This window comes from Pedobacter jejuensis (assembly GCF_003725795.1).
GTDB lineage: Bacteria > Bacteroidota > Bacteroidia > Sphingobacteriales > Sphingobacteriaceae > Pedobacter > Pedobacter jejuensis.
On sequence record NZ_RBEE01000002.1, the window covers coordinates 80,174 to 99,262 of the forward strand.

Consider the following 19,089-nt stretch of genomic DNA (forward strand, 5'->3'; position numbering starts at 1 on the left):
TAGATTTACCTAAAAATATAATTAGATAAACATAAATGCAAAGTTTTACCGAAGAGAATTATCTTAAAGTTATTTATCACTTGGCTGAGCAAACAAACAATGTTCAAACCAATGCAATTGCCGAGCAGATACAAACAAAACCTGCTTCTGTAACCGATATGATTAAGAAACTTGCCGAGAAAGGTTTAGTAGATTATATAAAATATCAGGGTGTAACACTTACAGATAAAGGCAGACATGCCGCAGTCGATATTGTGCGCAAGCATAGACTTTGGGAAGTTTTTTTAGTTGAAAAACTAAATTTTAAATGGGATGAAGTTCATGATGTTGCAGAAGAACTAGAACACATAAAATCCGTTAGTCTAATTGAGCGTTTGGATGAATTCTTAGGTTTTCCGAAAGCAGATCCTCATGGCGACCCTATTCCGGATAAAAACGGAAGGTTTGCAAAAACTCAGTTCATCAAGCTTATCGAATTAAAAATTGGCGACAGTGGAACTATTACAGGTGTTAGTCAACACAGTTCAGCATTTTTAAAACACCTAGAAAAGCTTGGTTTAACATTAGGCAAACAAATCAAAATTTCTGATGTTACGGATTTCGATGGTTCGGTAGAAATTTTAATTGAAGAAAAACAAATCAACATAAGCAGAGAAGTTGCAAAACACATTTTAATAAGCAATAATGGCAAAAACTGAGTCGTTAAGTGAAGTTCATCAGAGCGTAAATACCGATAAAAGAAAAGGCTGGCGGAGAATTTTATCATTCATCGGGCCTGCGTATTTAATCAGCGTTGGTTACATGGACCCAGGAAACTGGGCTACAGATTTAGCAGGTGGCAGTAAATTTGGTTACCAACTGATTTGGGTTTTATTAATGTCGAACCTCATCGCTTTACTATTACAATCGCTTAGTGCAAGGCTTGGCATCGTTCGAGGATTAGATTTGGCTCAAGCTTCGAAACATGCCTATCCTAAATGGGTAAATATTCCATTGTTTGGTTTGGCACAAACAGCAATTGTTGCTTGCGATTTAGCCGAGATTATTGGAATGGCAATTGGCTTACAGCTGCTTTTTGGATTACCTTTAATTTGGGGTATCTCTATCACCATATTCGATACCATATTATTGCTATTCCTTTTAAACAGAGGTATGAGAGCCATGGAGGGTTTTATCGTATCAATGGTATTTATAGTTGGGATTTCTTTTTTAGTAGAGATGTTTATCGTAGAACCTTCACTTAAAGAGGTAGTTAAAGGTTTCGAACCTTCACTTTTAAGTGGCGATGCATTGTACATTGCTATCGGTATCATAGGCGCAACGGTGATGCCGCATAATCTTTATCTGCATTCTTCACTAGTACAAACCCGAAAAATAGAACGTACGAATAAAGGCATGAAAGAAGCCATAAAATTTAATTTTATTGATACAGCCGTAGCTTTAAACTTGGCATTTTTTGTAAACGCAGCTATCTTAATTTTGGCTGCTGCAGCATTTTTTAGAAATGGTTTACACGAGGTAGCAGAAATTCAGGATGCGCACAAATTGCTATCAAATATCTTCGGTAACGTAGCCCCAACCCTATTTGCTATTGCATTGATAGCGGCCGGGCAAAGTTCTACCGTAACTGGAACACTTGCCGGACAAATTATTATGGAAGGGCATATTAACTTACGTATTCAGCCCTGGTTAAGAAGATTAATAACACGATTATTGGCCATAATACCTGCATTTTTTACGATTTTGTATTATGGAGATGGTGCTTTAGGTAGCTTGCTGGTGTTAAGTCAGGTTGTTTTGAGCCTGCAATTGGGTTTTGCAGTTATTCCACTAATTCATTTCACATCAGATAAAAAGCTGATGAAAGATTTTGCCATCAAAACATGGATGAAGGTTTGGGCTTGGGGAAGTGCATTTCTTATTATTTCTCTAAATGTTAAGTTGGTCATAGAAGAAATCTCAGGTTGGGCTAAAGATGCGAACACCTGGTGGATTTATGTTTTTGTTTTTCCGGCGGTAGTTTTGGTGGTATTGCTTTTATTGTATGTATTTCTTCATCCGCTGATAAACAAAGGCAATCTTCAAAGACAAATGGTTCCCCATGGAAATGCGCTCGATATTGGTAAAATAGAAAAGATAAGTTATGAAAGAATTGGCATAGCGGTTGATTTTTCTACAAACGATAGAAATACCATAAGGCATGCCTTAATTCAAGGCGGAAAAGATGCGCATTATTACTTAATTCATGTGGTAGAAACAGCAGCAGCAAGGTATCATGGTGATATTGTGATGGATCATGAAACACAAAGTGATGCCAATAATCTCGAAAAATATAAAATAAACCTGGCGGATTTAGGATACGATGCTACTGTTTTTATAGGATTTGGTGGCACAGCAAAAGCAATTGCAGACATTAGCAATAAAAATAAATTTGAGCTTTTGGTGATGGGCGCTCATGGACATAAAGGACTTAAAGATTTAATCTTTGGCACAACAGTAGATTCTGTTAGGCATAAAGTTAATATCCCGGTTTTGATTATCCGATAGCTTTTAAAACTTTTTTGATGCCGCCATCTCCATAAGTGTAAACCAGCAATTTTCCAGCAGGCGAGTATAAATAAATGGCAGGATACTGTGATGGTAAAAACGTTGGAATAAAAGTTCGGTTTCTATCTTGAAGAACGGTAACATTTGGTTTTAAGTTTAAACCTGGTGCAAAAGAGCCAAAAAACTTTTGGATAGAAATCGATTCATCAAGCGTAACCATCAAAATTGTAACATTTTTCAATTTAGAGTAGGCCAGATTAAGTTCTTTCGCTTCTCTTTGACAATGCTCGCATGTACAATCAAAAAGAATGAAAAGTGTTTTTTTTGTCGTGTTGATATTGATGTTAGAATATGGCTTTCCATCTAATTTAAAAAATTTAAATTGAGGTAAATAATTCGGTTGTTGTGCATTTGCCGAAAAAGCAAAAAACATAATCAAAACAAAAAACAGGTTTCTAAACTTCATAACGAATAATATAAATTCAAACTTAAATTTTTAAATTGATAACAGAACACATTATAGATTAGGTTTTACAAAAATTGAACATTTATATTTTATAGACAAGTTGCATAAAATAATAAATTTCATGCATTTTTTGAGATATTTGCAACCCCAAGTATTTTTGCTTCAACAATTAGCATTTACTTATTTGGTTTAACAACGTACCCATTTTGAAAAACGATATTAATATAAAAAATAAAAGAGCTTATTTCGATTACAATTTGATTGATAAATATGTAGCAGGAATTGCCCTTTTAGGAACAGAAATAAAAGCCATTAGACAAGGAAAAGCAAACATGACAGATGCATTTTGCATGTTTATTGGTGGAAATTTGTACGTAAGAAATCTCCATATTTCTGAATACAGCCACAGTTCCTTTTTTCATCACGATATTAAAAGAGACCGTGCTTTGCTGCTTCAAAAAAGAGAAATTAAGAAACTGAAAGCTAAGGGGGAAGAAAAAGGTTACACAATTGTTCCGCTTAGAATTTTTGTAAATGAGCGTGGCTTTGCTAAAATAGAAATCGCGTTAGCTCAAGGAAAAAAAGAATTTGATAAACGCGACAGTTTGAAAGATAAAGATGTAAAGCGGGAAATGGATAGAGCAATGAAAAGATAGTTTTAAAATCAATTTTCTATTTTTTAGTGCTGATATTTAAATAAACCATCACCAAATGAATAACCAACAACCAAAAAACTAACGAACCAAAAAACTAAACAACCAAAAAACCAACCAACCAAAAACCTACCAAGCTTGGTCGCCCACTAATGGCACAAACCTAAAGGTATCTAAAACAATTTTCTCGTAATCATTTTCGCTAACCCTAATTACGGTTACCATTTTTTGAGTACGCTCATCTCCTACCGGTATTACCAATATGCCGCCAACCTTTAATTGCTTCAATAAAATTTCTGGTACGAGTGGCGCTCCTGCAGTAACTATAATTTTATCATAAGGTGCATGTTCAGCTATTCCTTTTGAGCCATCACCACAAAAAAAAGAAGGTTTGTATCCCATTCCCGGCAAAACCTGGATGGTTCGGTTAAAAATATTTTCTTGTCGCTCTATTGTGTAAACTTTAGCGCCCAATTCCATTAAAATACAGGTTTGATAACCAGAGCCCGTTCCAATTTCCAATACCTTATCGCCTTTTTTTATATGTACCAATTCACTTTGGTACGCTACGGTATAAGGTTGAGATATGGTTTGTCCATCTCCAATAGGAAAAGCAATATCTTTATAAGCCTGATTCCAGAAAGTTTCGTCAAAAAAGAAATGACGTGGAACTTTTCCTATTGCTTTTAATACATTTTCATCTTCAATTCCACGAGCTTTTAGCAATTCAACTAACTTCTTTCTCGCTCCTTTTTCCCGGTAATTATCAACAAATTTGTAGGCCATGAAGTTTCAAAAGTAGTTTATTTATGCTTTTGTACAAGGTAAAAAAATATTTCTGAATGTAAGTTGCAGGTAATCAAAACTAAAATTTTTTAAGCTTGTTAGCACCATAAATATTATTTGTTCGTTATTAAGAATTATTTCTACTTTTGAAAACTAAATACATTTATAAAAATATCTATTTCCTCTTAAATGAAAAAAATACTACTTAGCATACTTATTTTATGCACCGCCGTTACCACAACCATATTTGCACAAACAAGCGCCGATTATAATTACTCTTTTGCAGTTAGAGGCTTTAGTATGATGCAACTACCTAAGATATTAAATCAAACTAATACTCAGGATTATACCAAAATGGTTGGTAACGGAGCAATGTTAAAATTTAACGATAACCAGATAAGCTATAGAATAAGCGGGAATTACTTTAGAGATACTGATGTTCAATTTCAAAATACATGCGAAACCTGCGAAATTGCTAAAGGAAAAGTAACTGATTATTCATTTAAAATAGGATTCGAAAAAAACTTTAACTATTCAAGAGTTCAACCATATTTTGCTTTTGATATTGGATATCGTTCTAACAGATTTACCGGAACATTATCACCGGCCAATTCTATGGTTCCTACCACAAGTCAATCTGCCGATGCAAGTAAAAACGGATTGGTTATGACTCCATCTTTGGGACTTAAAATTAACATTATTCCAAACCTTGCAATATTTGCCGAAAGCAGTTTAGATTTTAATTATTCTTACGAAAAGCAAGATATTACACAGCCAAACCTTGCAGGCAGAACCATAAATACATACAATAAGTGGGAATTTTTGTTAAATCCAGTTTCAGCAGGAATTCAGTTTAACTTTAATAGTAAAAACTAATAAGGGTCAACATCAATTTGAATTAAAACACCTTTATATTCTTTCATTGCATTAAATTCGGTAAGGGTTTCTCTTAAAACTGATTTTACTTTATTAATTGCCGTGTGTTTATCTGCTTTAATTATGATTTGTTTTATGTAGAGATTCCTTACTCTGCTAACCAAAGGCTGTTCAGGACCTAAAACCCTTTGTCCGAATTTTGCTTTTAATATTTTCGCAAGGAAAAAAGCGGCATTTTCCAAAACTGTAGCGTCTTTATGTTTCACGGCAATGAAAATCATTCTTGAAAATGGCGGATATAAAAACTTTTCACGTTCTGCAATTTCATCGTTATACATTCCCAGGTAATCATTATCAACAACCTGCTTGATAATTCTATTATCAGCATCATAAGTTTGTATGCAAACGTTCCCTTGGTCTGCCCGCCTACCTGCCCTACCAGCAACCTGAGCTAACAATTGATAGCTACGCTCGTAAGCCCTAAAATCCGGGTAGCCTAGTAAAGTATCTGCATTGATTACACCAATAAGACTTAAATTATCAAAATCCAAACCCTTCGCAACCATTTGCGTACCAATTAAAATATCCGTTTTTTTATCTTGAAAATCGGTTAAAATTTGCTGAAGCCCATTTTTAGTTCTGGTAGTATCCATATCTAAACGGGCAATGGTAATTTCCGGATAGAGTAATCTCAGTTCCTCTTCAATACGCTCTGTGCCGAAGCCTTTCTGCTCGACATGTACTGAGCCACAAGCCGGACAAATATTAACACTGCTCTGCTGAAATCCGCAGTAGTGACAATGTAACTTGCCGCTGCTTTTATGATATGTTAAACTAACATCGCAATTTACACACTTGGGGGTGTAGCCACAGGTAGCGCAAATTAAAATCGTTGCATACCCTCTGCGGTTTTGGAATAGAACAATTTGCTCCTTCTTACTTAAGGCTAAATCAATATCCTTAATCAAAACGCTAGAAAAATAAGAAACCATTGTTTTTCTTTTGGTTTCTTCAGCTATGCTAACAACTTGTTGATTTGGCAATTGAACGCCACCAAAACGTTCTTTCAGCTCTACCAAGCCATATTTTCCTATTAATGCATTATGATAACTTTCCAGTGATGGTGTTGCGGAACCTAAAATAACCTTTGCTTTATGCAAATGGGCCAAATATATGGCCGAATCTCTGGCCTGGTACCTTGGAGCCGGATCGTATTGTTTGTAAGATGGTTCATGCTCTTCATCAATAACAATTAATTTTAAATTCTGAAAAGGCAAAAACACAGCCGAGCGAGCGCCTAATACGACTTTAAAAGCACCATGCTTAACCTTATTCCAAATTTCTACCCTTTCGCTATTGTTAAATTTTGAATGATAAACGCCAATTGAATTGCCAAAATATTTTTTAATCCTTTCTACAATTTGCGTGGTTAAAGCAATCTCCGGTAATAAAAATAAAACCTGCCCATCGCTGGTATTTATAATTTCTTCGATTAGTTTAATGTAAACCTGGGTTTTACCAGATGCTGTAACGCCGTGGAGCAAAACCACGTCTTTATCTTCAAAAGCGGTATTGATTTGAATTAGTGCACTTTGCTGACCATCATTGAGCAAAAAATTTACACTGAAATCATCATCATGAGCTGCAAGCCTGCTTACTGGTCGTTTTAAAACTGTAAAAATATCTTTATCAGTTAATGCTTTCAATGCTGCTGCACCACAATTACTTTCTTCTAAAAGCTGTTCTTTAGAAATTGGCAAACCTAGTTTATTCAATTTTAGGTAAGCGAGAAGTGCATCTAGCTGTTTAGGTGCTCTATCTAAAATTGCAAAAAGCTGTTTTAAATTTTCTTCTTCGTTATAAAACTCATTTAAAATTATAAATGATTTTAACAAAGGCTTATACTTTTGAATAACTTCTTCGGCAACAAGAATAAGTTCCTTATCCAATAAATGGTTAATAATCGGATAAATGGTTTTTTGACCCAATAACTTGGAGACATCATTAACCGTTAGCTTTTGCTGCTTTTGTAAAGCACTTATAATTATTGCTTCTCTTTCTGTTAGTTCAACGCTATCATCAAAATTTTCTCGCAGAATAAGAATGGTTTCACTCGCCAATTTTAAGCTTGCAGGCAATGCAGCAGCCATCACATCACCTTCATTACACATGTAATAATCCATCATCCACTTCCAAAACTTAAGTTGGGTTTCGGTAACTGAAGGTGCAGAATCAATTACATCGAGTATGTATTTTGCTTCGTAAATGGTTGGTGGAACGGTTGTAATGCTGTTAATTAAAGCAGTATAAATTTTATGCTTACCAAACTGAACAACTACCCTTTTACCAATTTCAATCTGACTATTCAGCTCGAAAGGCACGCGATAGGTATAGTTTTTTGCCAAAGATAAAGGCAAAATAACTTCCACAAAAAGTGTTTCTCTTTCTGTAAAAATATCCAATTCAAATCCGTTCATTATTTGTCTTTAACAGCAGCGAAAAATAACATTATCCAGCCCAATACAAAAAGCAAGCCTCCAATCGGAGTAATCGGACCAATAACATCAACAAATCCAATATTTAAAATACTTCTGGTTGCCAGCAGATACAATGAGCCTGAGAAAAGTACAATTCCGAAGGTGAAACAAAAATAAGCTATATTGATTAATTTATTTCGGTAACGGGCAAATGTTGAAAGGTAGAGTAAAGCAAAAGTGTGGTAAAACTGATAATTTACGCCCTTCTGCCAAATTTCTAAAGAAGAAGCATCAACCAGAGATTTCAAGCCGTGCGAGCCGAAAGCACCCAATAGAACAGCAACGGCACCAAAGAAAGAAGCAGTAAGAATTATACGTTTGTTCATAAAGTTTAGCTTGAAACAAACGCTAAATTAATAAATTGGGTAAGAACTTAGTACAAATGGATGTAATAATTTAAATTTGTTGCACAAACAGATGAGAAAAATCTTAATTCTAATAATTGCATTGATTGCAGGCGTTGCATTTTTAACTTACCTGTATTTTTCTAAATTAAGTAATGAGAACAATGCGAAAGATTTAGCCTTACAATCTGCCACTAATAATGCTGCAATTATTTTTGCTTTTCAAAATGATAAAAGTTTTTACCAAATTATTGAAAGTCAGGGTTTATTGCAGCAGGTTTTAGGCACACAGAAAACCTGGTTTTTAAGGCATTTAAGAGATAAAATTATTAATAACAATGCTTTAAACAGTTTTATTGCTGATGAAAAAATCTACATAAGCATTTTACCAGATGAACAAAAAGAGCTAAATTTTTTAATCACAACCCAAATTTTAGCAGATAGAGATTTTAAACAATTCAATCAGGAACTAAAAAAGGAAACCAATTTAACTGCCATTAAAAAAGACGTTTATAAAATTAATTTTAATGATAGTCTGTCAATTTTTATTGGCGTTCAAAACCAGGTGTTAACTGCCTCAACATCTTTAAAACTTATTGATGATGCTGCTGTAAGGTTATCCGAAAATCCTTTTACGGATTATATTAACAAAAACAATCTGTTGAATAAAAACGTATTGGCGCATTTATACATTAATTTTAACCATGCACCACAAGCATTAAAAAATATAATTTCCGGAAATTTAAATGGTGAAATCTCATTTCTTAACAAGCAAAACAGTTTTGCTTCGCTAACTTATAATTTTAGTAAAGAGCAGATATTATTTAGTGGCACTACAGAATTTGTAGCTACAGATAATTACCTGAAAATTTTTGAAAATGATGTTCCCCAAGCCATCAGCATTACAAACCTGTTACCTAATAATACTGCTAATTACAGCCTTTTTTCATATAGTGATTATAAACTTTGGAACAAAAAACTTAATAATTGGCAAAGCCTAATAGAAGAAACAAAAAAAATAGAAGGCACCATCAATTCAGTTAAAAACAATTATCGTGTTGATTTAAAATCTATCTTTTTACCTTATGTGAAAAATCAGTTTATTAGTTTCCAATTAAGTACAACAGAAAAATTGGGTGCAATTACCTTATCAAATGGCGAAAAGGTAAAGCAATTGCTTTTAGATGTTAGTGCAGATTATAGCGATGAAATCAAAATTTTTAAATCGCCAAATATTTTGTACAGTTTCTTTGGTGAACCATTTAAAAAATTTGAAAGACCATATTATACCATCATTGATAATAATTTGGTTTTTGCTAATAATGCAAGTACAGTTCAATCTTTTTTAAATAGTTACAAAAACAATAAATTATTAATTCAACAAGCTGACTATCAAGATGCTTTAAATCAGCTTTCAACAACATCAAACATTAGTTATTATATAAATACTAAGAATTCGACTGATATTTTCAGAAGGAATATTAACTTAAACTACTACAAACATTTAAGGGCAGATAGTGGCTTAAAGGGTTTCGATACTTTTTATTATCAAATGAGTTCGGATAAGAATAAATTTATTACTAACACGCTACTAAACAAATATTTAAAATCACAAATACCAGATTCACTAAGTGCTCGTTAATAAATCAGCCAATAAACTCAAGCCAAAACCAACCATTAATGAAGAAACTTCTACTTGCTATCATTCTTTTCGTATCATTCAACACCAGTTTTGCACAACAGTATGCTTTGTTTGGCACCAAAACCATGTTTGATGCCTTTGAAAATCCATCTCAAAAATCGTTCACTTTAGATTCTTCCAGAAAATTTTCCTCGAACTTTTTCCTGCCTTATTTCGGTGTTAATGGTGCTAATAAAGGAAGTGCCGAATCCGTTATCCGAAGGTTAATGGTTGATGGCGTAAACGACAACAGAGATTTACCAATTGGAACGGGCGAAATAAATCATTTTTATCAAAACAGCAATATTTATGTGCTTACTTTACGGCTTTTCCATTCTTATAAATATCAAAAAGAAATGGGTTTTGCCTGGCAAATTAGGTCAGATTCTCAAATTGATTACACCAACGAATCACTTATCATTTTTGATTCAGCTCCGAGATTTCCTGATAATAGATTAGATGATATTTTTAATACCAAAGGTTATCAGCAATCTTACCACCAATTTAGTTTTACTTACCGAGAAAATTACAATAAAAGATTAGCATTTGGCGTAAAGGCAAGTGTGTTAAGTGGCATTGTTTACAACGATTTAAACATTTCGGATTCGTATTTAGATAAAGATCCTTCTACAGGCTCATTAGATATTGGCTTGACTGGTACCTACGCTAGCAATTTTAATGATCAAAATAAAATCAATAGGAATACAGTAATTCCTAATTTTAAAAATCCAGGTGTTTCTGTTGGCTTTAGTACAAATTACACCACCAAAAAAGGATTGTTTTTAATGGCTAACATCAAAGATTTGGGCTTTATATGGTGGAGAAGTAATACCACACAATCGACGCTAAGCATTCCTAGTACAATTAATACTTCAAATCAAGGCAATACCAATCGGCAGATAAGAGATATTTTTGAATCATCAGAACAGCCGAAAAAATTCTTAGCTGCGACCAATGCCAAAGCTGATGTTTACATATCGAAAAACTTTGATTTTTATAAACCCGCAATTGCAATTTCAAAAAATCTATTTTACAAAGGTGGCGATATTGCATTCATAAATACATTTAAATACAATGATTTTAGCGGAAGTGTAACGCCTTTATACAACCTAAACAATATTTTTATGGTTGGCTTACAAGGCAAGTATCAAACGCCTAATTTTGAAATATTTATGGGCACAGATAACTTAATTTCATCTGCCAATTCGGCGAGAGCAATACTAAAAAATGACTACACCATAGGCAGCGGACCAAATGGCGCTTCATTTTACATGGGTATTGGAATTAAATTTGGAAATGTGGTTAACCATCCACAATTTAGTGATGTAATGCCTGGAATTAATGATAATGGAGGCGGTAGCTTTTTCAAAAACCTGTTCTCATTATTTAAAAAGAATTAATCCGTTAAACTTTTTTCTTTGGTTGTGTAAGTACGAAATTCTTTAAGTAAAAAGGTTCAAAATATGCCACATCTTCAAAAGTGCCAATTTTAAAAGCATCTTCTGCAAGAATAGAAAGATTACTTGCAGAGTTGAAGTTGGCAGAACTAAATTTGGCGTTCGGATTTGATAAAATTTCAGCACACTTGGCAGCTCCATCTCCAATAAAGGTAATTTCATGCTCAGCAAGCAGATTTACAAAACTTAAGTCGTCAATGATTTTGGCGGTTGTTGACTCTAAAATTTGCAATTCTGAATCAAAAACTGCAGTGTAAACTTCCATTCTTCTAGCATCAATCATTGGGCAAACCAAGCCTTTATAACCAGAATTTTGACTTAAAAAACCTGCAGCCATCATGGTTAAAGTTTCTATTGCGATTAATGGTTTATCTAATGCATAACACAAACCCTTTGCGGTAGAAACACCTATCCTTAGTCCCGTATATGAACCCGGACCTTTACTGATTGCTATAGCATCTAAATCTTTAAATACATAACCAGATGCTTTTAAAACATCTTCGATAAACAAAGTTAAATTACTAGCATGCAAATTCTGCCCGCTTTCTTCTTTTGTGAAAACCGTTTCTCCGTTGACTGATAAAGCGACTGAACAAACAGCGGTTGCCGTTTCTAACTGAAGTATTATTGCCATTTTAATTTGGGTTTAAGGTTTGGATTTTTTTGTGATGAAAGGTTTAATGTGTTGAAAATTATTTTTCATTTTTTTTTATTTAATTAATTACCAGCAGAGTAACTCGTAACTTTTAACTCTTCCGCATATCGCCCCATAACTCGCAACCCCCAACTGGTAACTGTTTATTGCATCCAGCCCCCCAACCGGTAAACGGTCATTGCATCCAGCCCCGCAACTCGCAACCCACAACAGGCAACCATTTAAAACAACTAAGGCACAGGGTCATGGCCATGATTTCCCCAGGGATGACATCGACCAATACGTTTCAAGGCTAGCCAGCCGCCCTTAAATGGCCCATGCTTTCTAATTGCTTCCAGTCCATATTGAGAACAAGTTGGCGTAAACCTACAATTCGCACCTAACATTGGCGAAATTGCATATTGATAAATCCTAATCAACCCTAAAAATAACCAGCCGAAAACTTTATTTATCAACTTCATTCGGCTCGATTAACTTAAAAAATCGGTTAAATGTCGCGATTAATTTTTTTTCTACGAAAGAAAATTCATACTTCTCTTTACCAATAAACTGAAGCGAAAATAAAAGCAAGCCCTTATCAACAGGTAGTTTTGTGTAAAAATTATTTTGTTTGTTTAATCGGTAAGCCTCACGAATGCGACGCTTTAAAAGATTGCGGTCGACCGCCCTTTTGTATCTTTTTTTTGGAACATTGATAACCACTTGGGCCTGAACCTTAGCGGGTTCATCAATAAAAAGATAAGAAACCCTAAACGGGTATAATAAAAAAGAAGAACCGTTTTTAAACAGCAGATCTAAATGTTTTCTGCTGCATAACCGTTCTTCTTTCCTGAATGTGTACATATTTTTTTGATTGATAATTGCAGATTTTGATCTGCCAGTTCCGATTGCTCGGAAAAGCAATCAAAAATTATGCTTTATGCTTGCGTTCGTCAGAAACTGTTAATCTTTTTCTTCCTTTAGCACGACGTGATGCTAATACTCGTCTGCCGTTAGCTGTTGCCATTCTTTCGCGGAAGCCGTGTTTGTTTCTTCTCTTTCTTTGCGAAGGTTGGTATGTTCTTTTCATGACTGTATATTATCTTATTATAATTTCAAAATTAAGAGGTGCAAATATAAAGCGATTTCTCTACAATTGCAAGCCCGATTAATTTTATTTTTTAATTTGAAAAGCAAATGTAGTAAATCTTTCTAAAACGCATTTGCAGATTGCTGTTTACAATCCTAATGCTGTTTTTAATTTGGCATAACCTGTTTTACTCACAGGCAACCAAATGTCTGATTTAAGCAAAACAACATAACTGTCTTTCTCTTTAAGCTCGATTTTAGTTACTTGTGCCAAATTAATAATGTAAGAACGATGTATTCTGATAAACTGTCCTGCATCAAGCGTTTGCTCAAAGAAAGCCATCGTTTTGTTTTTATAAAATGCACCTTCAGTTGTACTTAATTTAACGTAGTCGTCATCCGCTTCCAAATAATTAATATCAGCAACCGGTATAATTTTAATAATACCGTCCTTTTTAACAACAACACGATTACTTTGAGCCGAACTCATTGCTACAGCATCTAAAACAGCATCAGTACTTTCTTTCTGGTTTAACCTTAAAGGCAGCTTTTGCATGGCTAAATCGAAGCGACTTTTATCAATTGGTTTCAATAAATAATCTACTGCATTAACTTCGAAAGCTTTAATTGCAAATTCATCAAATGCAGTTGTAAAAATTACAGCGGGCTTATCCTCAACCAATTCAAGCATTTCAAACCCACTAATTTTAGGCATTTGAATATCCAGAAAAATTAAATCGGGTTTATGTTGGGTTATTGCTTTTAATCCTTCAAAACCATCACAACACTCTGCAATTATTTCTATTTCTTTATGTTCTGATAGGTAATATTTTACAATATCTCTTGCTAAAGGCTCATCATCAATTAGTATGGTTCTGATCATCTTTCTGAGGAATTTTAAGAGTGGTAATATATAAATTATTTGCCTCAATTTCGGTTTGTAACAAATTCTGATTGGCAAATAACAGGTATAATCTTCTTTTAATTGCCGTTAAGCCAAAACCAGTTCCTCCTGTTGCTTTCATTTCAGGGTCGAAAGGGTTTTGTACCCTTAAATTTAAAATATCATTCTCGACCGTAACATCTATTTTAATGGTAATCCCTGCAGATGTATTGTACAACCCAAATTTTATAGCATTTTCTACAATTGGCTGCAGTAATGTACCAGGCAAACATAGGTTAAGTGTATCTTCACTGATGTTCACTTCAATATTTAACCTGTGGCTAAAACGTACTTTTTCGATATCAAGGTAAAGTTGAATGTATTCCATTTCTTCTTCCACAGATACCCAAAGTTCATCGTCTCTTTTTAAAGTTCCTCTTAAAAAAGAGGCCAATTTGGTTATCATTACACCTGCTTCTTTTGGGTTTACCATAGTTAAAGCAAATACCGAATTTAAGCTGTTAAATAAAAAATGTGGCTGTAATTGATGCCGTAATTTATTCAGCTCCGCTTCTTTAGCCAAGTTTTGTGTTGATAATAGCCGTCCTTGCATTTCCGATTGTTCTTCTAACCTATACCATAAAATATTTGCTAAAGCGCACCAACCTAAACACATAAAAGAAATAAGACCTCTAAAAGGAAAAGAAAAATTATAAAAATCCTGATAGTTTTTAAAATCAGTAAAAATAAATAGAAGGGAATATTTTGCGAGATAGATGATAACAAAAGTGAGCGCTAATGAAATGATTAAAACATACAAAACCCGTTCATTTTTGGGTTGATAATAGCCAAGCATATTGCTGATGCTGATGCATGCCACTATCAGCAAAAAGTTGGTAATTACACTATCTGTAAATGAAATCACCCATGAAAAATTTACCACATAATGCAAACCTGCGGCACATAAAATTATCCATGCTATGGCAAAAGCAATAGAAATTTTCTGTATTTGTGGAACGGATAATGGTCTGGTTGTCAATGTTTAGTTAGTTTAGGGAGTAGTTAATGTAATGATGAATTTTATATAAGCCTTGGATGAGTGAATTCCAAACTTACCCCTTACCGCGATTTGGCGGCAGTTTACCCACCAAATGTGTTGCAACAATATTTTAAATTACGTCTCTTTTTTATAAAGATAATTTCTTAAAAACTCTTAATTTCGATGCCACCAAACATTACGGTTCCATCAATTACTAAAGTCTTTTGAACTTCACCCGTAGGAATTAAATGTCCGCGTTTATCTTCTACGCTACCAAATATTGGTGTAACATTCGATTTGATAATCCAATTTTGCGGCACAACCAATTTTATCCCACCAAAAATTGCCGTAACATCAAGTGCGATGCTTTCTGTAAAATCGGCTTGAATGAAATTTAAATCAGCCCCACCAAATACAACGGTAACATCGCCACCCTTTAAATTTTTAGAATAAACAATCTGGTTGCTTCCGCCAAAAACTGCAGTTGCTTCTACAAAATCATTACCATCTAAATTTTGATTTATATTGATTGTTTCACTGCCAGAAGCAGGATTAAAACCATCAGCATAGCGATTTTTCCGTTTTACTTTTAATGTTCCCTTTGGCTTAAAAATTAAATAAGCACCAAAAATAACAAAACCAAAACCTAACGCATATTTCGAAATATCAAAGTCGAGATGCATATTTTCAATGGTATTGTATGCTCCAATTAAGATTAAACCTAACCAGGCAATGCCTTTAAAATTGTTTCTTAAACCAATAAAAATCCCGATAAGAATTAAGAAGTTAGACCAGCTAAAAATCCAACTTGGTAAATCGAGGTTTAATGTATTGATAAGAAAAGCTATCCCAATTAATACGATTATCAAGCCGCTAAACATTCTGCTTGAACTATTATTGGATAAATTGTTATTTGAGTTTTCCATTTGTGCAATTGTTAATAACCAAAAGTATTTACAATGCAGCAATAGATATATACATCAACTGCAAAAAATGGCTAAAAAGCGGTGAGTTATCTCATTTCATCGGTGAAAAATGTTTTAGTATTTTAATCGCATGAAATTTCTATCATTTATCTTATTATTTACTGCCTCAACTACCCTATTTGCTCAAAACATCAGCGATAATTATAAAATTTACGATGTTAAAAAACAAAAAATAATCGCAATTAGCGATATTATTGCAGATATGGATAAGGCAGATGTTTTATTTTTTGGTGAAGACCACAACGATTCTATCGGACATTATCTTGAAGCAGAAATTTTTAAGCAGCTGTATCAAAAATATCCCAAAAAAACAGCCGCATCCTTCGAAATGTTTTACACTGATACGCAACCAGTTATTGATGAATATTTGGCAGGATTGATATCGGAGAAAAACTTTATTAAAGAAGCCCGAGTTTGGCCAAACTATAAAGATTATCGTCCGTTAATTGAATATGCAAAAGAAAATAAAATCGATGTAATTGGTGGTAATGCTGCAACCCGATATAGCAATGCAGTTACAAAAAGTGGATTGGAAACATTGAAAGATTTTCCGAAAGGCTCTTCCAGCTTTCTTCCACCTTTACCTATTGATACTGCACTTGGCAGATATTATGAAAAATTCGGAGAAAGCATGGGTGGGCATGGAACAGGCACCATGAAAATTTATCAAACTCAAAATCTTTGGGATGCTACAATGGCCTGGAATATCGATAAGTATTTAAAGGCGCACAATGGATTTAAAATTTTACAGCTGAATGGAAGATTCCATAGCGACGAGAAATTAGGAACTTTAGCTAAACTTCAAAAATATGCTCCTAAATTACGAATATTGAATATTTCTTCCTTTTCTGATGAAAGTTTTGATAATCCTGAATGGGAAAAATTTAAAACTCTGGGCGATTATATTATCATAACAGACCCAAAAGTTAAAAGAAGCTATTAAGGAAAAAGGCTGTTTCAAAAGTGGTATGGTTAAATCCATATCTTTTGAAACAGCCAAATTTATTTATGCTTTTGTTTTAAGTAAATCTCTTATTTCTGTCAAAAGCGTTTCTTCTTTTGTAGGCGCAACCGGCACTGCAACTGCTGCCGCTTCTTCTTTCTTCTTCATATTATTAATCGTTTTTACCATAATAAAAACAATTAATGCTAATAATAGGAAGTTGATGGCAACCGTAATAAAATTACCGTATGCAAATATTGCAGCGTCAGGAGCAGCTTTTTTAGCATCCGCTAATGATGCACCTGTCGGTATCAACTCTGCGCCTTTACCCATCGCAAAATAAATACTACTAAAATCGGGCTTTCCAACCATAGCTGCAACTATGGGCATTACCAGGTCATCAATAACACTAGTAACTATTTTACCAAAAGCACCACCTATAATTACCCCAACAGCTAAGTCGAAAGCATTACCTTTAATTGCAAATTCCTTAAATTCTTTTACAAAACCCATACTATATTCTATTATTTGTTTGATTTAAGACTAAAGTAATAAACATAAACATTATTTCAAACGTTTAGGGAATATTTAAAATATGATCTTAAAACAGCATTTATTCTATTCTAGAAAATATCTGAGATGATTTGTTTATTTTTGCCATTCCTTTTATATAAAATATGTTAAAGCAGCACCTACAACAAAAATTATTACAAAAATTATCTCCTCAGCAAATACAATTTATAAAGTTGTTGCAGGTACCAACCGTTGCTTTAGATACCCGTGTAAAAGAAGAATTAGAAGAAAATCCTGCGCTTGAAGACCCAAGTTTAATGACTGCCGATGAGCCAAAAGGCGAATACGATGATTTAAATGATGGCCCGGAGGATTATGATAAATCATCAGACGATAACAGTAGTACTGATGAATTTAATGTAGATGATTATCTGCAAGATGATAACACCAACGATTACAGCACAAACTACAATAATGGCGATGATGATGAGGAGAAAAAAGAAACGCCAATTGCTATAGAAAGTACGTTTTTCGAGAGCTTACAGGAGCAGCTAGATTTAATTCCACTTTCTGACCAGGATTTTATTATTGGCAAACAAATTATTGGCAGCTTGGATGATGATGGTTATTTACGCCGTCCGTTAAGTTCCATGATAGATGATTTGGCTTTCTCTCAGAATGTAATGGTTGAGGAAGAAGATGTATTGGAAATGTTAAGGCTTATTCAAAGTTTCGATCCTCCAGGCATTGGCGCCAGAGATTTAAAAGAATGTTTATTGATTCAACTGAAAAGAAAAGATGCCGGCAATCCAATAATCGTTAAAGCGATGAATGTTGTCGAAAATTATCTTGATGAATTTACACGTAAGCATTATGATAAACTAGAGAAAAGCTTAGGTTTAGATAGTGAAGAATTAAAAGAAGTAGTTAATGAAATTCTTCGGTTGAATCCAAAACCTGGAGATGCTAATCAGGTTACTACGAAACAAATGCAAATCATTCCAGATTTTCATATTAGCAATAACGATGGCATTTTAATTTTAACACTAAACTCTAAAAATGCTCCTGAACTTAAGGTTAGCCGTTCTTATCAAGAAATGTTTGAGCATTACGATAAAGCCTCATCAAAAGATAAAAAGCTAAAAGAAGCCGTTCAGTTTGTTAAGCAAAAATTAGATTCGGCCCGTTGGTTTATCGATGCAATTAAGCAAAGACAACAAACTTTGCTTAAAACCATGAATGCGATTATGCATTATCAATACGAATATTTTTTAACAGCTGATGAACGTAAGATGCGTCCGATGATTTTGAAAGATATTGCCGATAAGATTGATATGGATATTTCTACGGTATCACGGGTTGCAAACTCTAAATATGTACAGACAGAATTTGGTACATTTTTATTAAAATCATTTTTCTCTGAGGCAATTCAAACCGAAAATGGTGAAGAAGTTTCTAATAAAGAAGTTAAAAAAATTCTGGAAGATTGTATTGGCGATGAAGATAAACGCAAGCCACTGGCCGATGAGAAACTTACTGATATTTTAAAAGAACGCGGTTATAACATCGCCAGGAGAACTGTTGCAAAATACCGCGAACAGATGAATATTCCTGTTGCAAGGCTTAGAAAAGAACTTTAGGCTTACTTGTCTTTT

General features: G+C 33.9%; 20 protein-coding genes. 8 read left to right on the forward strand and 12 right to left on the reverse strand.

Annotated elements, in window-relative coordinates:
• The first annotated feature begins 35 nt into the window (after window positions 1-35).
• Both D7004_RS01050 and D7004_RS01055 read left to right on the forward strand, forming a co-directional pair.
• Entirely contained in the window at window positions 36-698 is a 663-nt protein-coding gene (locus D7004_RS01050; RefSeq protein WP_123204019.1) for a metal-dependent transcriptional regulator, read from the forward strand.
• Window positions 685-2,547: an Nramp family divalent metal transporter gene (locus D7004_RS01055; RefSeq protein ID WP_123204020.1), complete on the forward strand. Its 1,863-nt coding sequence runs from the start codon at window positions 685-687 to the stop codon at window positions 2,545-2,547. Before D7004_RS01050 ends, D7004_RS01055 begins: the two co-directional genes overlap by 14 nt.
• Here D7004_RS01055 and D7004_RS01060 read toward each other — a convergent pair.
• A complete protein-coding gene (locus tag D7004_RS01060; RefSeq protein WP_123204021.1) occupies window positions 2,537-3,013 on the reverse strand; it encodes a TlpA family protein disulfide reductase in 477 nt (158 codons plus the stop codon). The genes D7004_RS01055 and D7004_RS01060 overlap by 11 nt on opposite strands.
• Before the next feature lie 206 nt (window positions 3,014-3,219).
• On the opposite strand from D7004_RS01060, the gene smpB reads away from it, so the two are divergent.
• The gene (gene smpB / locus D7004_RS01065) at window positions 3,220-3,669 is read left to right on the forward strand and encodes an SsrA-binding protein SmpB (protein WP_123204022.1); all 450 of its coding nucleotides are present in this window, start codon (window positions 3,220-3,222) and stop codon (window positions 3,667-3,669) included.
• A gap of 126 nt (window positions 3,670-3,795) precedes the next feature.
• Here smpB and D7004_RS01070 read toward each other — a convergent pair whose 3' ends face one another.
• Entirely contained in the window at window positions 3,796-4,452 is a 657-nt protein-coding gene (locus tag D7004_RS01070; protein WP_123204023.1) for a protein-L-isoaspartate(D-aspartate) O-methyltransferase, read from the reverse strand.
• A gap of 189 nt (window positions 4,453-4,641) precedes the next feature.
• Here D7004_RS01070 and D7004_RS01075 point away from each other — a divergent pair, with 189 nt between their 5' ends.
• Window positions 4,642-5,328, forward strand: a complete 687-nt coding sequence (locus tag D7004_RS01075) for a hypothetical protein (protein ID WP_123204024.1) — start codon at window positions 4,642-4,644, stop codon at window positions 5,326-5,328.
• Here the strand turns inward: D7004_RS01075 and priA are convergent.
• Both priA and D7004_RS01085 read right to left on the reverse strand, forming a co-directional pair.
• Window positions 5,325-7,805, reverse strand: coding sequence for a replication restart helicase PriA (gene priA, locus D7004_RS01080; protein ID WP_123204025.1), 2,481 nt, complete (start codon window positions 7,803-7,805; stop codon window positions 5,325-5,327). The genes D7004_RS01075 and priA overlap by 4 nt on opposite strands.
• Window positions 7,805-8,191 (reverse strand): DUF423 domain-containing protein, encoded by a 387-nt coding sequence (locus tag D7004_RS01085; protein WP_123204026.1) that lies wholly within the window; start codon window positions 8,189-8,191, stop codon window positions 7,805-7,807. Before D7004_RS01085 ends, priA begins: the two co-directional genes overlap by 1 nt.
• Window positions 8,192-8,282: 91 nt before the next feature.
• Here D7004_RS01085 and D7004_RS01090 point away from each other — a divergent pair, with 91 nt between their 5' ends.
• Together D7004_RS01090 and D7004_RS01095 are read left to right on the forward strand one after the other, a co-directional pair.
• Window positions 8,283-9,851, forward strand: a complete 1,569-nt coding sequence (locus D7004_RS01090) for a hypothetical protein (RefSeq protein ID WP_123204027.1) — start codon at window positions 8,283-8,285, stop codon at window positions 9,849-9,851.
• A 38-nt stretch (window positions 9,852-9,889) separates the two neighbouring features.
• A complete protein-coding gene (locus tag D7004_RS01095) occupies window positions 9,890-11,290 on the forward strand; it encodes a DUF5723 family protein (RefSeq protein ID WP_123204028.1) in 1,401 nt (466 codons plus the stop codon).
• A gap of 4 nt (window positions 11,291-11,294) precedes the next feature.
• Here the strand turns inward: D7004_RS01095 and tsaB are convergent, their stop codons facing one another.
• From tsaB to D7004_RS01130, 7 genes are all read right to left on the reverse strand, one after another.
• Window positions 11,295-11,981, reverse strand: coding sequence for a tRNA (adenosine(37)-N6)-threonylcarbamoyltransferase complex dimerization subunit type 1 TsaB (gene tsaB / locus D7004_RS01100; protein ID WP_123204029.1), 687 nt, complete (start codon window positions 11,979-11,981; stop codon window positions 11,295-11,297).
• Window positions 11,982-12,232: 251 nt separating this feature from the next.
• A complete protein-coding gene (gene yidD / locus D7004_RS01105) occupies window positions 12,233-12,463 on the reverse strand; it encodes a membrane protein insertion efficiency factor YidD (RefSeq protein WP_123204030.1) in 231 nt (76 codons plus the stop codon).
• Entirely contained in the window at window positions 12,447-12,845 is a 399-nt protein-coding gene (locus tag D7004_RS01110) for a ribonuclease P protein component (protein ID WP_123204197.1), read from the reverse strand. Before D7004_RS01110 ends, yidD begins: the two co-directional genes overlap by 17 nt.
• 67 nt (window positions 12,846-12,912) lie before the next feature.
• Window positions 12,913-13,071, reverse strand: a complete 159-nt coding sequence (rpmH, locus tag D7004_RS01115) for a 50S ribosomal protein L34 (RefSeq protein ID WP_010601723.1) — start codon at window positions 13,069-13,071, stop codon at window positions 12,913-12,915.
• 147 nt (window positions 13,072-13,218) lie between these two features.
• Window positions 13,219-13,953, reverse strand: a complete 735-nt coding sequence (locus tag D7004_RS01120; RefSeq protein ID WP_123204031.1) for a LytR/AlgR family response regulator transcription factor — start codon at window positions 13,951-13,953, stop codon at window positions 13,219-13,221.
• Complete coding sequence (locus D7004_RS01125) at window positions 13,931-14,992, reverse strand: sensor histidine kinase (RefSeq protein WP_244214215.1); 1,062 nt, start codon at window positions 14,990-14,992, stop codon at window positions 13,931-13,933. The genes D7004_RS01120 and D7004_RS01125 overlap by 23 nt, the downstream gene beginning before the upstream one ends.
• A 164-nt stretch (window positions 14,993-15,156) precedes the next feature.
• Window positions 15,157-15,918 (reverse strand): LiaF transmembrane domain-containing protein, encoded by a 762-nt coding sequence (locus D7004_RS01130; RefSeq protein WP_123204032.1) that lies wholly within the window; start codon window positions 15,916-15,918, stop codon window positions 15,157-15,159.
• A gap of 130 nt (window positions 15,919-16,048) precedes the next feature.
• Here D7004_RS01130 and D7004_RS01135 point away from each other — a divergent pair, with 130 nt between their 5' ends.
• On the forward strand, window positions 16,049-16,921 hold the full coding sequence (locus D7004_RS01135) for a ChaN family lipoprotein (RefSeq protein ID WP_123204033.1): 873 nt from the start codon (window positions 16,049-16,051) through the stop codon (window positions 16,919-16,921).
• Window positions 16,922-16,984: 63 nt separating this feature from the next.
• Here the strand turns inward: D7004_RS01135 and mscL are convergent, their stop codons facing one another.
• A complete protein-coding gene (mscL, locus tag D7004_RS01140) occupies window positions 16,985-17,434 on the reverse strand; it encodes a large conductance mechanosensitive channel protein MscL (protein WP_123204034.1) in 450 nt (149 codons plus the stop codon).
• Between the two features lie 164 nt (window positions 17,435-17,598).
• Here mscL and rpoN point away from each other — a divergent pair, with 164 nt between their 5' ends.
• The gene (rpoN, locus tag D7004_RS01145; protein WP_123204035.1) at window positions 17,599-19,074 is read left to right on the forward strand and encodes an RNA polymerase factor sigma-54; all 1,476 of its coding nucleotides are present in this window, start codon (window positions 17,599-17,601) and stop codon (window positions 19,072-19,074) included.
• The last annotated feature ends 15 nt before the right edge of the window (window positions 19,075-19,089 follow it).